This is a genomic window from Endomicrobiales bacterium (assembly GCA_023228045.1).
Lineage (GTDB): Bacteria > Elusimicrobiota > Endomicrobiia > Endomicrobiales > JALOBY01 > JALOBY01.
On record JALOBY010000002.1, the window covers coordinates 30,078 to 44,366 of the forward strand.

Below are 14,289 nucleotides of genomic sequence, written 5' to 3' on the forward strand. Positions count from 1 at the left end.
TTAATTATGAGTGGCAATTTATTAGTGCGGTGATGGGAACATTAAGTTACTTATTATTTGCGCATTATTTTCTTATATTGGACTCCTTGTAAATAGCTAATTCGCGGTGACCCATTTGTAATGAACACAAAAGAATATTTTGCACTTCTTACAGCTTTCCCATTTATTTACACAAAAGTTAATAAGGCATAAATTTATGCGCGGGAACAAATTACTTAGATATTTAGATTTTCTTTTTGGTTCGCTTTTAATTTTTTCGCTTGGGGTTTTTATAAGCAAAAAACCAAAGAACCTATTAAAAACACCAAAAAAAATTCTTGTAATTAAACTTTCTGCCGTAGGCGATTCAATTCTTTTGTATCCTGCCTTAAGGTCTTTGCGCCAGAAGTTTAACACTTCAAAGATTTTTTTCCTTGGCACACAAATTAATAAAGAAACTCTTGAAACTTGCCCATTCATAGATGAGTTTATTGAACTAAATTTAAAAAGTGGGCTACTATCTCTTTTGAATTTTATTGTTAAATTTAAAAAAGAAAAAATTGAGCTTTCTATAGATTTTGAACAATGGACACGCCTTACTCCATTAATTTCATACTTTTTAGGAATTAGAAATAGGGTGGGGTTCATAACTGCAGGCCAGCATAGGCATTATTTATTTACTCAGCCACTATTGCACAAAGAAAACATACATGAAGTTGACTGCTTTAATGAACTTGCCAGCTCGCTTGGGGCTATTAACTTAAACACAAACTTAGAGTTTTTTGTAAAACCAGATAGCATTATAAAAGCAAAACAACTTCTTAGCACTTTTGGGATAAAAGAAAATGACACCTTTATTATTTTGCACCCTGAAACTCCATTACATGGCATCCAAAGGCGTTGGCCGGTTGAAAACTACGCTAAACTCGCAAATATTATATCTGAAAACTTTGATGTTAAAATTCTTATATCAGGTAAAACGCAAGAGCCAGAAATTATCAATGTTTTTAAAGATACAAAATGTAAGTGTATGTTTTTGCCAGCACTGTCACTAAACGAAATAGCCGCAGTAATTAAGTATGCCTCGCTTATTGTTTGTGGAAATACAGGGCTAATGCACCTTGCCTCTGCTCTACATACACCAACTATTGCCTTGCATGGACCAACCAACCCAATAAAATGGGGACCTATTGGAGATAATGCTGTAGCAATAAAATCAAAACTTAACTGTAGTCCATGCCTTAGCTTGGGCTTTGAGTATGGATGCAAAAGAGATGACTGTATGCGTTCAATTAATGTAACTGAGGTTTTTGAGTTTGTTAAACAGGTATTGCAAAAACTAATTTAAATTAACCCATTGCAAGCTATGGTATAAATAAGTAAAATAATAATATGAACTATTCACGGAAAGTGTTGCTTTATTTAATCTTGATTGCAATTGATACACTTGCCCTTATTTTATCGGCGTATTTGTCTTATAATTTACGATTTTTTCATATTCAAAACTTATTTCCTACCTCGTTGCCAAATTGGTTTTTTTATCAAAACGCTCTTTACCTTATAATTCCACTTTGGTTGTTTGTGTTTTACAAGTTTAACATGTATAAAGTCGCTTTTCTTCCTGTATTGGATGATTTAATTAGAACCATTCAAGCTGGAACAATTTGTATTTTATTTTTAATTGCAGCCACATTTTTTTACAGGGACTTTTCATACTCCAGAATCACTTTTGTACTTTTCTGGTTAATTTCTCTTATTTTAACTTTTTCACTTAGGCAATTTTTAAGATTGCTTTTCAGCGCGTTTTCCAAATCTATTATTCCAAAAGAGAAAATTTTAGTGCTTGGTAAAAATCAAAAGATGTTGGAGAAAATTTTATCCCGCCATCCAAACTACTTACCGCGCTTTCTTGAATCATGCAATGAAAACAATTTAGACAAAGTAAAAGAAATAATATCTTCCGACGATATTCACCAGGTAATTTTAACAAGCAATGACTGGAGCCAAAACAATCTAATGAGCTTTTATGACTGGTGTGAAAATAACAGTATTGACCTAAAGTTTGTGCCTGATTTAGTGCGCGTCTGCCAAGGTGAAATAATTATTGACTCATCTATTGGAATTCCAATTTTCCATTTAAAACCAGCTTCACTAAGTGGGTTTAACTTTTTATTAAAACGCTTTATTGATCTGGTTATTTCAACTTTTTTACTTTCACTTATTTGGCCGATACTTCTTAGTATTGCCGTTATTATTAAAATAACATCTACAGGGCCAGCCCTTTATTATCACAAAAGGGTGGGCTACAGAAGTGCGACTTTTAATTTTTACAAGTTTAGAACAATGATTTTAAATGCCGACGAACTGCTTGAAAAATTCAAGTCACTAAGTGAACGGCAAGGCCCTGTTTTCAAAATGTCAGATGACCCTCGTGTTACAAAAATGGGAAAAATTCTAAGGCGCTACAGCATAGATGAACTTCCTCAACTATTAAATGTTCTTAAAGGTAATATGAGTTTGGTTGGCCCGCGGCCTCAGGTTTTGTGGGAAGCCGCGGCTTATGACGACTGGGCAAAGCGTCGTTTGCGTGTTCTACCTGGTATTACAGGACTATGGCAAACATCTGGCAGGGCATCGCTGGGTTATGAAGAAATGATTGAGCTTGACATATTTTATATTGAAAATTGGTCGCTTGGCCTAGACATTAAAATACTTTTTAATACCATATACGCCATATTTAGTAAAAAAGGCGCGTACTAGAGGATGCCGTTCCCGTTTCGCATAGTTTGTCATCCCGAAACACAGTGAGGGATCTTGTTTCTATGATTACTATTGGTCTAAGATCTCTCCTCACTTTGTTCGTCGAGATGACACAAGATGAGGGCAATAATTAGGATAACAAGAAATGGTACTAGTGGCCAGTATGAATTTATATTTAAGCTAAACTTAGGAGAATGTGGTGAAAATACTTATTACAGGTGGAGCTGGTTTTATTGGCTCAAACATAGCAGATGAGTACATTAAAAATGGTTATAAAGTTGTTGTTGTCGACAACCTTTCAACCGGCAAAAAAGAAAATATAAACCCAAAAGCAAAATTTTATATGGCCGATGTTTCTGACCCTAAAAAACTTAAAGAAATTTTTAAAAAAGAAAAACCAGACATAGTAAATCATCACGCGGCACAGCTTGATGTACGCAAATCGGTACAAGACCCGACTTTTGACGCAAAAATTAATATTTTAGGCACATTAAATGTTCTCCAAAACTGCGTTGAATTTAAAACTAAAAAAATAATATTTGCATCATCTGGTGGAACAATTTACGGCGAATGTGGGAAAATACCAGCAAACGAAAACACACAAGGCCAGCCGCTTTCTCCTTATGGCATAGCAAAGTTTGCCGCTGAATTTTATATTAAATCTTTTGCTCAATTAAATGGTTTAAAATACACAATTTTGCGCTATGGCAATGTTTTTGGCCCAAGGCAAGACCCTTATGGTGAAGCAGGTGTTGTGGCTATATTTACCGGTAAAATGTTAGAAAATGAAGATCTTTTTATTTTTGGAAACGGAAAACAACTTAGAGATTATGTTTTTGTTGGTGACTTGGTAAAGGCAAATTTGATAGCACTAAGCAAAGGCGACAACGAAACAATAAATATAGGAACGCAAAAAGCAGTATCTGTAAATGACCTCTATAAAGTTATGGCTAAAATTACCGGTTACAAAAAACTCCCTGTTTACAAACCAGCTCGTGCTGGTGAACTTTTCAGGAGTGTATTGGCAATAAATAAAGCATTGAAAATATTAAAATGGAAACCCGAAACAACTTTTGAAAATGGACTAAAAAACACTATAAAATTTTTTAAAAATAGGAAGTGTATCTAATGAAGGCATTTGTTATGGCAGCAGGCGCTGGCACTCGTTTAAGGCCTTTAACCCTGCAAATACCAAAACCAATGGTACCAATTGCAAACAAACCTGTAATTGAACACACCATAGAAAACCTTGCCAGGCATGGCTTTACCGACGCTGTTTTAAACCTGCATCTATTTCCTGAAACTATAAAAAATTATCTCGGCAATGGCAAAAAATATGGCATTAACTTGCATTACTCATTTGAAAAGAAGCTAATGGGCACTGCTGGCGGGCTAAAAAAAGTTGAGCAATACTTTAATGATACCTTTGTAGTAATGTCAGGTGACGGTTTTACCGACATTAATTTAATAAAAGCAATATCTTTCCATAAAGCAAAAAAAGCATTAGCAACCATTGTGCTAAAAGATATTGATTCTCGTTTTGACTATGGCATAATATTTACAAATAAAAATGGCAGCATAAGTAAATTTGTTGAAAAGCCAAGCTGGAGTGAGGTTTTTGCATCAACTGTAAATACTGGAATTTATATTATTGAACCAAAAGTTTTTGAATATATTCCAAAAAATAAGGTTTTTGACTTTGCAAAAGACCTTTGGCCGCTACTACTTAAGAAAAAACTCCCAATTTTTGGATACGAAACAAATGAATACTGGGCAGATGTTGGCAACATAAAAGAGTACCGCAAAGCCGCAAACGATGCCTTAGAACAAAACATTTGCGTTAATATGCCAGCACCACAAGTAAAAAAACATATTTGGATTGGCAAAAATACCAAAATAGATAAGACAGCAAAAATTATTGCACCTTGCATAATTGGCAATTTCTGTACGATAGAAAAAAATGCAACAGTAGGCCCATGCACAACTATTGGCAACAACTCTAAAGTTAGCATGGGCTCGAAAGTTTCAAACTCAATTTTATGGGATAATACTTTTATTTGTAAAAATGTTATACTTAATAATTGCGTGGTCGGTAGTAAAGCTAAAGTTTCAGATGGCATATTAATCCATGAAGGAACTATATTAAATCATTAGTGTGCGACTAAATTTACTTTACAACAATAAATGTGAAATTGGTTTCAACATAAAAAGCTGTTATTCCTGCTCCCGATTAAGGTACTCAAAGGTAAACTCCAGCGGGGATGATAAAATGTGTCGGACAATAGTGATGTTAAATATATAATAATTAAAAAGGAGCGGTGTTAAAAATGAACGGGCATTTAAAAGGTAAAGATTTTGTTTTCACATCTGAGTCGGTAACAGAAGGTCATCCAGATAAAGTTTGCGACCAAATATCCGATGGGATACTTGATGAAGTGTTGCGCCAAGACCCTAACGGCAGAGTTGCATGTGAAACATTCATAACAATGGGTTTGGTAATTGTTGGTGGGGAAATTACCACAAAAGCAAGCATTGACACACACAAAATAGTACGAGAAATAATTAAAGAGATAGGATACACCGACCCAAAATACGGCTTTGATTATGAAACCTGTGCTATATTAAACGGCATTCATTCCCAATCACCAGATATTGCCCAGGGTGTAAATACAGGCGGTGCCGGCGATCAAGGGCTTATGATTGGCTATGCCTGCAAAGAAACACCCGAGTTTATGCCTTTACCAATAGAGCTTGCTCATAAATTAACCTTACGCCTTGCGGAAGTTAGAAAGAAAAACATTCTTAAATACCTTGGGCCAGATGGTAAATCGCAAGTTTCTGTAGAATACATTGACGGCAAACCTGCGCGCATTGACGCAGTTGTTTTATCTTCTCAGCACACAGAAGATATTCTTGATAAAACTGGTAAACAAATAACAAAAAAATCTAAAAAAGAAATGATTGATAAAATAATAATGCCGGTTGTTGGAAAATGGGTTGATGCAAAAACAAAGTATTTTGTTAACCCAACCGGGAAATTTGTAATTGGTGGGCCGCAATCTGACACCGGAATGACTGGCAGAAAGATAATTGTTGACACATACGGCGGCATGGCAGCACATGGAGGCGGGGCATTTTCCGGTAAAGATCCAACAAAAGTTGACAGAAGTGCCTGTTACATGGCACGCCACATAGCAAAAAATGTGGTTGCATCTAATCTTGCCCAAAGATGCACCGTTCAACTTGCTTATGCAATCGGTATTGCTGAGCCTGTTTCTGTAATGGTAGATACGCATGGAACATCAGCTATATCAGAGAAAGAGTTAAGCCGTATTGTGCGTAAATTATTCCCGCTTACACCAAATGGCATAATCAATTATCTAAAGTTGAAAAGGCCAATTTATCGCAAGACCGCTTCTTATGGCCACTTTGGCAGAAAAGGGCCGGAGTTTACATGGGAAGAGTTAAATCAAGTTGAAAATTTAAAAAGAGCCGCAAAATAACCCTCCCCCTCACCTCAATCCTCTCCCTCGAGGGGAGAGGAAGCCCGAAGGGCAGGTGAGGGTGATGTAAAAGTATCGTTGAATGTGGTTGAGGGCAAAAATATTTTGACCTCTGAAGTCATGGACTTAAAAAGAGTTTTATGACCGGCAAAATATAAAAATTAACAGGAGAAATTTTAATGAAATATGATGTTAAAGATATTGCCTTAGCAAATTCAGGAAAAAACCGTATTGAATGGGCAAAAAGAGAAATGCCTGTATTAAGTCAAATACAAGAACGATTTTCAAAAGAAAAACCATTGAAAAATATAAAAATGGCTTGTTGTTTGCATGTTACGGCAGAAACAGCAAACCTGGCAATAGCCCTAAAAGCAGGTGGCGCCAATGTGCTTCTTTGTGCCTCAAACCCGCTTTCAACTCAAGACGATGTAGCGGCTGCGCTTGTAAAACATTATGGCATAGAAACATACGCAATAAAGGGTGAAGATAATAAAACATACTACAAGCACATAGACGTGGTGCTAAAGCACAAACCGCAACTAACTATGGACGATGGGGCAGATCTCGTTTCAACAATTTTTTCAAAAAAACGTGAGTTGCTTAAAGATATAATTGGCGGGACAGAGGAAACCACAACAGGCGTTGTGCGCTTAAAAGCCATGGAAAAAGATGGCGTTTTGGCTTACCCAATTATTGCGGTAAATGATGCGCTTACGAAACATCTTTTTGATAACCGCTATGGAACAGGTCAGTCAACACTTGATGGCATTATTAGAGCAACAAATCTTCTGCTTGCTGGCAAGAATTTAGTTGTGCTTGGCTATGGCTGGTGCGGTAAGGGTGTATCTATGCGGGCAAAAGGGATGGGCGCTAATGTTATAGTTACAGAAGTTGACCCTCTTAAAGCAATTGAAGCCACTATGGATGGGTTTTTAGTTATGCCTATGGCAAAAGCCGCAAAAATAGGCGATATATTCCTTACAGTAACAGGGAATCTAAATGTTATATCGGGCATGCATATGAGTATAATGAAAGATGGTGCTATTGTGGCGAATTCAGGCCATTTTAACGCGGAAATAGATATCAATTATCTTAAAAAAACAGCATTAAAAAGCCGTTTAGTGCGTCCGTTTATTGAAGAGTTTACACTTAAGGGTGGAAAGAAAATTTACCTTTTAGCCGATGGCAGGCTTATTAATTTGGCAGCCGCTGAAGGCCACCCAGCAAGTGTGATGGATATGTCATTTGCTAATCAGGCGCTTGCTTCAGAGTATATTATAAAAAATTGTGCAAAACTTGAGAAAAAAGTATACTCAGTGCCAGTAAAAATAGACCAAGAAATTGCCCGGCTGAAACTAAAGGCAATGGGTATAGAAATTGATAAATTAACCAAAGAACAGGAAAAATATCTTGTTTCTTGGCAAGAGGGGACTTAAACAGATTTGATAGTTGAATTGCTGTAAAAATTACGCGGGAGGTATCGTCATGAGAAAAGCTGTCAAGTTGTTTTTGCCGTTATGCGCTCTTGGACTGTTTGTTTTGTCTATGAGCGGTTGCGGTAAATCAAACATTTTTTCTTGGGCAAGAAGTGCCGGAAGCGGCAGCAGTATAGATTCTGTTATGTCAGACGGTTACGCCGCACTAAGCGAAAAAAATTATGCCAAAGCTCTTGAGTATTATGGGAAAGTTCTTGATGCTGACCCAAATAACTCTGAAGCAATTTATGGTTGGTCTGCAGCGAAGCTTGGCGATTCTGGCCTTGATGTAGCATCAATTATCGCAAATATGGTACGCCAGCAGGGTTCAGGTGTTATTCACTTATCACCAGCTCTTTACTCCGTGGCAAAAGAGGCACAATCGTCATCAAACAATTTGCTACCAGAAACAATTGTTGCAAACATCACTAAATACAAAGATGCAATAAATGAAGTGCTTGCGGCAAACAAACTGCCCAAAATTATTAATGCCACAGCAGACGGCAAAATATCCTTTGACAACCCCGATGTTAACATCAACGCTTCATTTTGCTTGATTTTGCGTGCAGCAATGACTCTAAATGATTATGTTGAAATTTCTGATGATTACGGCACATCTACTATTACTAGTACGGTACCCCAAAATGTAGCTGAAGATGCACTTAAAGATATTGCTAGTGCCTACAATTTGTTCTTAAGAGCTATGACTAAGTTAAATTACTCTGATGACACATCAATTGGACAAATGAAAAAAGATGTTAAAAAACTTTTTGACAACCTCAAGAGTGACCTTAACATTACAAATATAGACATTGGTACAATTTATTTATAAGAACTTAGGAGGGAAAAAAATGAAAAAACTTGCTACATTATTAAGTGCTTCGTTGTTTTGTCTTGCGCTTTTACAATCGGGGTTATTGGCTACTGAAAACTCTATAAAAATAAGGGGTGCAAGAGCACTTGGCATGGGCGGTGCATTTACTGCCATAGCTGATGATCAAAATGCATTTTTTTATAACCCTGCTGGAATTACACAAAGAACGGGGAGTTTATTTACTTTGTTTGATCTTCCTCTTTCAATAACTGACGATTCAATTCAGTTTATGAACTTTTACAACGACAATCAGGATGGATTGAAAAATTTTGATAAACTTACACCAGCGGCTCAAAGTGACCTGATAAATAAGATTAATAACACAGCTACAAAGTACCGTACCCGCCTACGCTTTGGATTTCCAAACACTAACTATATTTCAAAACCAGGTTTTATCTCTTGGGGCCTTGGGGTATTTGACCAGGCAGATATTGGCATACAGCTGAAGCAAGGTTTAATTGTGCCAAACATAGACATTTGGGGCAATATGGATGTAATTTTAGCCGTGCCACTTGCACATAGGTTTGATGTTTTGCCTTTTAATGTGCCTGGCAAGCTTTCTGTTGGCGCAACCATAAAAGATATTATGCGTGGAAGAATAGAAGAACTTAACAAATCAATTTTAGAGTTTGAAAAATTTGACCCAGTATTACAGCCCGGCAATGGCTATGGTATGGACCTTGGTACACTTTATCAGTACAACGAGCAATGGAACTTTGGATTGCAGATTATGGATCTTGGTGGTACATCAATTAGCTATCCAAAAGTAGAAACCACAAAAGATGGCATAACAACAGTTAAAGATGCATTCACTGGTGTAATTTATCCAGTATGGAATATTGGTGCCGCGTATGTTCCTAAAAAAATATACTACTGGCCTGGAAGATATATCAACACTCTTAATCGCCTTCAACTTGCAGCCGATATTGATGATGTTTTTAGCTCTCAGGAACCGCTTTCACAAACCTTCTGGAAAAAAACTCACATTGGTGCAGAGTTTAGATTTTCAACACTTGCCTTGCGTGTGGGCTTTAACTCTGGCTATCCAACTGCTGGTTTAAAACTCGGAATCCCATATTTAGGTTTAAACCTTGAATACGCTTATTGGTCTGATGAACTTGGGCTTTTTGCTGGCCAAATTCCAGAATCAAACCACCAATTAAGCATATCTTTCAGGTGGGGTAACGAAAAAGGAAAAGCATTTGGATCTGATGCAGTTGTTAAGGAAAAAAAGACAGAACCTATTAAAACACTAACAAAACCAACCACAGCACAGTTAAGTATTCCAGCTGTTTTACTCTCTACTCAAAGTGCTGTTTCAGTATCAAACCAGAACCAAGTTGGCGTATCCGTTTCAACTGCAACTGTTGCACCTATTATAGTTGTTCCAGCACCGTCAAAAGTAAAAGATGATGCTAAAGCAATAATAGAAAAACCAGCAACGGCCGCAAAAGAAGAAATAAAAGAACAAATTAAGAAGAAGTAAATCTTATTAATAGATTATTAACCAGCAGACGGCGAGCAATTACTTGCTCGCCGTCTTGTTAGAACCAGTATTTTGCAATAAGATTTGGCATGCCCTACGACAACCCGCCTTTGGCGGGAATTCGTCAAAAGATACGGGACATTTTTATCCGCCCACCCTTTGGGCGAGGTCTCGCCCGCTCATAAGAGCGAGGCGGACATAAAACCTTGCAAATGGAATTACCATTCTCTGCGGTTTTTGCGTCAAAACTATCTCCGTCTCTTTTGTCTCGGTTCACAAACCTATTACAAAGTCCAGGTTGAAAAAAATATGCGCAAAATAATATTTTTATGTTTTATTCTTCTATTTACTGTAACCATTAGAAACTATGCGGTAATGCATTTAGATGGGAAAACACCTGGGCCGACTGACTACACACGCCCAACAGAAAAACCAAAATTCACTGTACAAATAATAAAAACCATTAGCAAAAAAGTTATTACATCACCATCAGGCACAAAAAACATTGCGGTTATTTTGGTTGACTTTACATCGGCGGCGGTGGTTCCGGGGGAGGAAGTCCCAACAGGTGGAGTTTTTCAGTTTTCTGTTGCTGATATAACTGGTATAAATACAACTATTGATTACTTAAAAGGTTTTTATACTGAAGCATCTTACGGCACACTTACACTTAACTTTACCTATTTTTATAACGGCGGATCATCTGCATCACCACTTAGTGGAGCAGAAACACCATTTACACTTCCAAATTCTCTATCATATTACGGTTCTAATGATACAATAAACGGAAGCCCGGGCTTAGTGAACTTACTTACCGATTCACTAAACGCAACCCCGCCAACACTTAATAGCACTACATACGATGCAGTTATTGTACTACACGCGGGGTATGGTAATGAGTCAACAAATAAAACCGGAGATATCTGGTCTGCGGTAGTACAAATAAGCACACCAGTTAATGGTTTTAATGATGGAATACTCCTGCCTGCAAGAGAAAGTGACACAAGCCCAATTGGTGTAACCTGCCATGAGTTTGGTCATATTTTAGGATTCCCTGACATTTATGACACCATTACTGGAAACTCAAAAGTTGGCAATTGGTGCCTAATGGATCATGGCACTTGGGTAAACTCAGGGTTCACCCCTGCACCGCCAAGCGCATGGTGTAAAAAATTAATTGGCTGGATTAGCCCGACAGAAATTACACAACCACAAGAAATAAGCAGTATTTTGCCGATAGAAGCAAGTACAAATACAATATATAAAATTCCAGTTCTTGGAAGTTCCACGGAATATTTTTTAGTTTGTTACTCATCAAAATCGCTCTACAATGTAAATCCGCCTGGAGAAGGTGTGGCAATATGGCACATAGATGAAGGTACAATTGATGGAAGCACACTTCAAACACGCGTTTTACATAACACAATAAACAATCTAAGTCATAACACCGTAGATATCGTACAAGCCGACAACTCGCCCCCAAAGTATTCTCCATATGGGGACTCTAATGACCTTTGGCCAGGAAGTCGCGGGATATTTACAACGCCTTATTCAAACTCTTACTCCGACGTAATTTCAGGCATTACAATTGCAAATTTTGCGTTTTCAGCCGGTAAAGCAAGTTTTAATATAACTCAACAACAAGTTGCTGCACACAGTGAAATAACAAAAGTAATATGCTATCCAAACCCATCGGGGACTGGCTATTACCACCCAAAAAAATTGCAAGGAATATTAACAACTATATCTATGAATTTTTCAAGACCACCACAAGACATAAGCATTGCTATTTATAATTTAAATGGAGAGCTTGTTAAATTTGAAAATGGTTTTGCAAAAATGAATTTAAATTTCTCAGCAACCAGTGATTTTAACTTTGTTTATGAGTATGATTGGAATGGGAAAAACGACAGTGGGCAAGATGTTGCCCCAGGTTTATATCTTTACCGTGTGAAAGCCGACTCGCAAATAAAATTTGGAAAGCTTGCGGTAGTTAGATGAGAAAAAAATACGACTATTCAATTCTATAAATATTTACTTCTTAACCCTTGCAACCAAAATTAAACCAAATATTCCAAACACTATATTACCAATCCATGCGGCAAGCATAGGTGAAATAATGTCGTTTTCTCCAAGTGACTGCCCAGCAGCCTGAGCAGCCCAATACACAAAGGCAAAAATAAGAGCAATCGTAAAACTAATAATTTTACCGTGTGTTTTTCCAAAACTCAACGCAAAAGGCAAACCAATAAGTATAACTATTATATGGCTAAAAACAGCAGCAAAACGCTGATGATACTGAATTTTTTCTTTTGTATTATCCGAGCCAATAAGCTCAAGTCGCTTAAGATAAGTGTTGTACGCGCTAACACTCAACTGCTCGGGGCGTACGCGCAAAACATCAAAATCTGATGGGCTGAAAGGGAGCGCAAAAGGTAATGTTAAAAAATACTTTTCACTCCAAGCATTGCCGCTAAAAACTCTTTCAATACCATTTTCAAGCACCCAACCATTACCATTCCAACTAGCACCACCTGCAACAAACTGCTTATTTAATTCCATATTGTTGTCAAACACATCTATAACAAGCTTACTCATTGTTTTATTAATTAGCGACACTTTTCCAACTGTCATTCTTGCTTTACCATCATCAAAACTTACAAGCAAATTTGTTCGTTCGCTAACGCTACTTGGCTTTTCATTTCTTATTTTTTCTGTCTTAATTTTTTCCGCCATACCAACACTAAATGAAATAAACCTTCGCGCAAATAAAACTCACAAACTCCAATTAGAGCACCCATTAGCAAAAAAAGAACAACAACTCTCCATAAGTTTATGCCAGCCGCTTTAAGCGCTGTTAATTCATTATTCTTTACCAATTGACCTACGCAAAACAATACAGCAAGTAAAACAGAGACAGGCAAAACCTGAATAGTCCACCATGGCAGGTTGCAAAGCAGGTAGCTTAAAACTGGTATAAGTCCAGCTTTAACTTCCATATAGTAATTTAACTCTCTAAAAAATTCAGATATAAGCACCAGGGTGCCAAAGGCAATAGAAGTTACAATAAGAGGTTTTAGAAACTCTTTTGCTATGTACCTATAAAGAATCAAGCGCTACCTCCGCAACATTTTTCGCCATAAAAAAACTCCACTTGAAAGAACCACCACATTGGGCAGCCAAAGCACCAACGCGGAAGGCAAAATATTCTTTTCACCCGCATTTATGGAAAGAACCAGCAAAATATAATAAAGAAAAATAACAACCAAACTTAAACCAAACCCAATTTTACCACCCTTTTCTACACTAATAGCAAGAGGTATACCAACTATCAAAAAGCAAAATGGGGCAAACGCAAGCACATATCTAAGCCAATACTCAGTTTCAAAAACAGCGACAGGCAATTTTAATTTCTTGTAGCTTTTTATCTCAGAAAGTAGTATTGGCGAAGGCATTTCACGCAATGAAACACTTGCAGGTACAGCATCTTTTGTTATTGGAATTTTAAATTTATAAGTATCAAACTTAATCAACGAAAGGGTATCTAATTTTTCAGGGTCTGGTTTTTGTAAATACCCCTTAATTAGGGAAAAAATAATCTCATTTTCACTTGCATTCACATTTGCCAAAGAGGCACTGATACGCAATGGAGCCCCAAGTTCAGATTGCGAGAACTTGTAAATATTTACTTTTTTTAGCGTGTTGCTAACTCTGTCAACACTTTCAACATAAATTTTATAGTCGCCCAAAGAATTAATAGAGCGCTCCTCAAATTTAACAAGCGGCCTTTTAGTAAGTAATTGTACATAAAGTTGCCTAAACTCCCTATGAGTAGCAGGGGAAACAAAGTGATTGTAATATACAAGAACAAAGCAAAGAATTATCACTGCCAATAAAACACTTTTTGTAATTTCAAAGACATTAAAACCAGCCGACCTAATTGCGGTTATTTCATTGTCCTCGCTAAAACGGCCAAAAGCAAGCAATGTGCCAATAAGCACAGCCATAGGAATTGTCATGGAAAGAATGTTAGGTAAAGCCAAGGCAAACAGTTTTATAACTGTAAAAGCAGAAACACCCTTTCCTAAAAAAAGATTGATAAGCTGGAATAACTGATCAATAATTAAAATAGAAGTAGTTATTAACAAGCCAAATAAAAATGCTTCGGTAAACTCATGAAGTGTGTATTTGTGAAGTATTTTCATATAATTT

The 14,289-nt window shown here is 36.9% G+C and carries 10 protein-coding genes and 1 pseudogene; 9 read left to right on the plus strand and 2 right to left on the minus strand.

Annotated elements, in window-relative coordinates; all coding sequences use genetic code 11:
- Positions 1-196 precede the first annotated feature (196 nt).
- The 9 genes from M0Q46_00735 to M0Q46_00775 all read left to right on the plus strand — a co-directional run bounded on the left by M0Q46_00735 (position 197) and on the right by M0Q46_00775 (position 12,078).
- Complete coding sequence (locus tag M0Q46_00735) at positions 197-1,327, plus strand: glycosyltransferase family 9 protein (protein ID MCK9582141.1); 1,131 nt, start codon at positions 197-199, stop codon at positions 1,325-1,327.
- A gap of 44 nt (positions 1,328-1,371) precedes the next feature.
- Positions 1,372-2,739: a sugar transferase gene (locus tag M0Q46_00740; protein ID MCK9582142.1), complete on the plus strand. Its 1,368-nt coding sequence runs from the start codon at positions 1,372-1,374 to the stop codon at positions 2,737-2,739.
- Positions 2,740-2,938: 199 nt separating this feature from the next.
- Positions 2,939-3,868: an SDR family NAD(P)-dependent oxidoreductase gene (locus M0Q46_00745; protein MCK9582143.1), complete on the plus strand. Its 930-nt coding sequence runs from the start codon at positions 2,939-2,941 to the stop codon at positions 3,866-3,868.
- Positions 3,868-4,893 (plus strand): NDP-sugar synthase, encoded by a 1,026-nt coding sequence (locus M0Q46_00750; GenBank protein MCK9582144.1) that lies wholly within the window; start codon positions 3,868-3,870, stop codon positions 4,891-4,893. Before M0Q46_00745 ends, M0Q46_00750 begins: the two co-directional genes overlap by 1 nt.
- A 173-nt stretch (positions 4,894-5,066) precedes the next feature.
- Positions 5,067-6,242, plus strand: a complete 1,176-nt coding sequence (gene metK, locus M0Q46_00755; protein MCK9582145.1) for a methionine adenosyltransferase — start codon at positions 5,067-5,069, stop codon at positions 6,240-6,242.
- A 179-nt stretch (positions 6,243-6,421) separates the two neighbouring features.
- On the plus strand, positions 6,422-7,678 hold the full coding sequence (gene ahcY, locus M0Q46_00760) for an adenosylhomocysteinase (GenBank protein ID MCK9582146.1): 1,257 nt from the start codon (positions 6,422-6,424) through the stop codon (positions 7,676-7,678).
- Positions 7,679-7,727: 49 nt separating this feature from the next.
- Entirely contained in the window at positions 7,728-8,549 is an 822-nt protein-coding gene (locus M0Q46_00765) for a tetratricopeptide repeat protein (protein ID MCK9582147.1), read from the plus strand.
- 19 nt (positions 8,550-8,568) lie between these two features.
- Positions 8,569-10,077: a DUF5723 family protein gene (locus M0Q46_00770; protein MCK9582148.1), complete on the plus strand. Its 1,509-nt coding sequence runs from the start codon at positions 8,569-8,571 to the stop codon at positions 10,075-10,077.
- Positions 10,078-10,386: 309 nt separating this feature from the next.
- The gene (locus M0Q46_00775; GenBank protein MCK9582149.1) at positions 10,387-12,078 is read left to right on the plus strand and encodes a M6 family metalloprotease domain-containing protein; all 1,692 of its coding nucleotides are present in this window, start codon (positions 10,387-10,389) and stop codon (positions 12,076-12,078) included.
- A gap of 33 nt (positions 12,079-12,111) precedes the next feature.
- Here the strand turns inward: M0Q46_00775 and M0Q46_00780 are convergent.
- Together M0Q46_00780 and M0Q46_00785 are read right to left on the minus strand one after the other, a co-directional pair.
- Positions 12,112-13,190, minus strand: a pseudogene (locus M0Q46_00780) (LptF/LptG family permease).
- A 3-nt stretch (positions 13,191-13,193) separates the two neighbouring features.
- Positions 13,194-14,282 carry an LptF/LptG family permease gene (locus M0Q46_00785; protein MCK9582150.1) on the minus strand — a complete coding sequence of 363 codons (1,089 nt, stop codon included), beginning with the start codon at positions 14,280-14,282 and terminating at the stop codon, positions 13,194-13,196.
- Between the last annotated feature and the right edge of the window lie 7 nt (positions 14,283-14,289).

What these genes read in the sequence shown, in the direction of transcription:
- M0Q46_00735 (MCK9582141.1), top strand. Translation starts at nt 197, where the DNA reads ATGCGCGGGAACAAATTACTTAGATATTTAGATTTTCTTTTTGGTTCG.
- M0Q46_00740 (MCK9582142.1), top strand. Translation starts at nt 1,372, where the DNA reads ATGAACTATTCACGGAAAGTGTTGCTTTATTTAATCTTGATTGCAATT.
- M0Q46_00750 (MCK9582144.1), top strand. Translation starts at nt 3,868, where the DNA reads ATGAAGGCATTTGTTATGGCAGCAGGCGCTGGCACTCGTTTAAGGCCT.
- metK (MCK9582145.1), top strand. Translation starts at nt 5,067, where the DNA reads ATGAACGGGCATTTAAAAGGTAAAGATTTTGTTTTCACATCTGAGTCG.
- ahcY (MCK9582146.1), top strand. Translation starts at nt 6,422, where the DNA reads ATGAAATATGATGTTAAAGATATTGCCTTAGCAAATTCAGGAAAAAAC.
- M0Q46_00765 (MCK9582147.1), top strand. Translation starts at nt 7,728, where the DNA reads ATGAGAAAAGCTGTCAAGTTGTTTTTGCCGTTATGCGCTCTTGGACTG.
- M0Q46_00770 (MCK9582148.1), top strand. Translation starts at nt 8,569, where the DNA reads ATGAAAAAACTTGCTACATTATTAAGTGCTTCGTTGTTTTGTCTTGCG.
- M0Q46_00775 (MCK9582149.1), top strand. Translation starts at nt 10,387, where the DNA reads ATGCGCAAAATAATATTTTTATGTTTTATTCTTCTATTTACTGTAACC.
- M0Q46_00785 (MCK9582150.1), bottom strand. Translation starts at nt 14,282, where the DNA reads ATGAAAATACTTCACAAATACACACTTCATGAGTTTACCGAAGCATTT.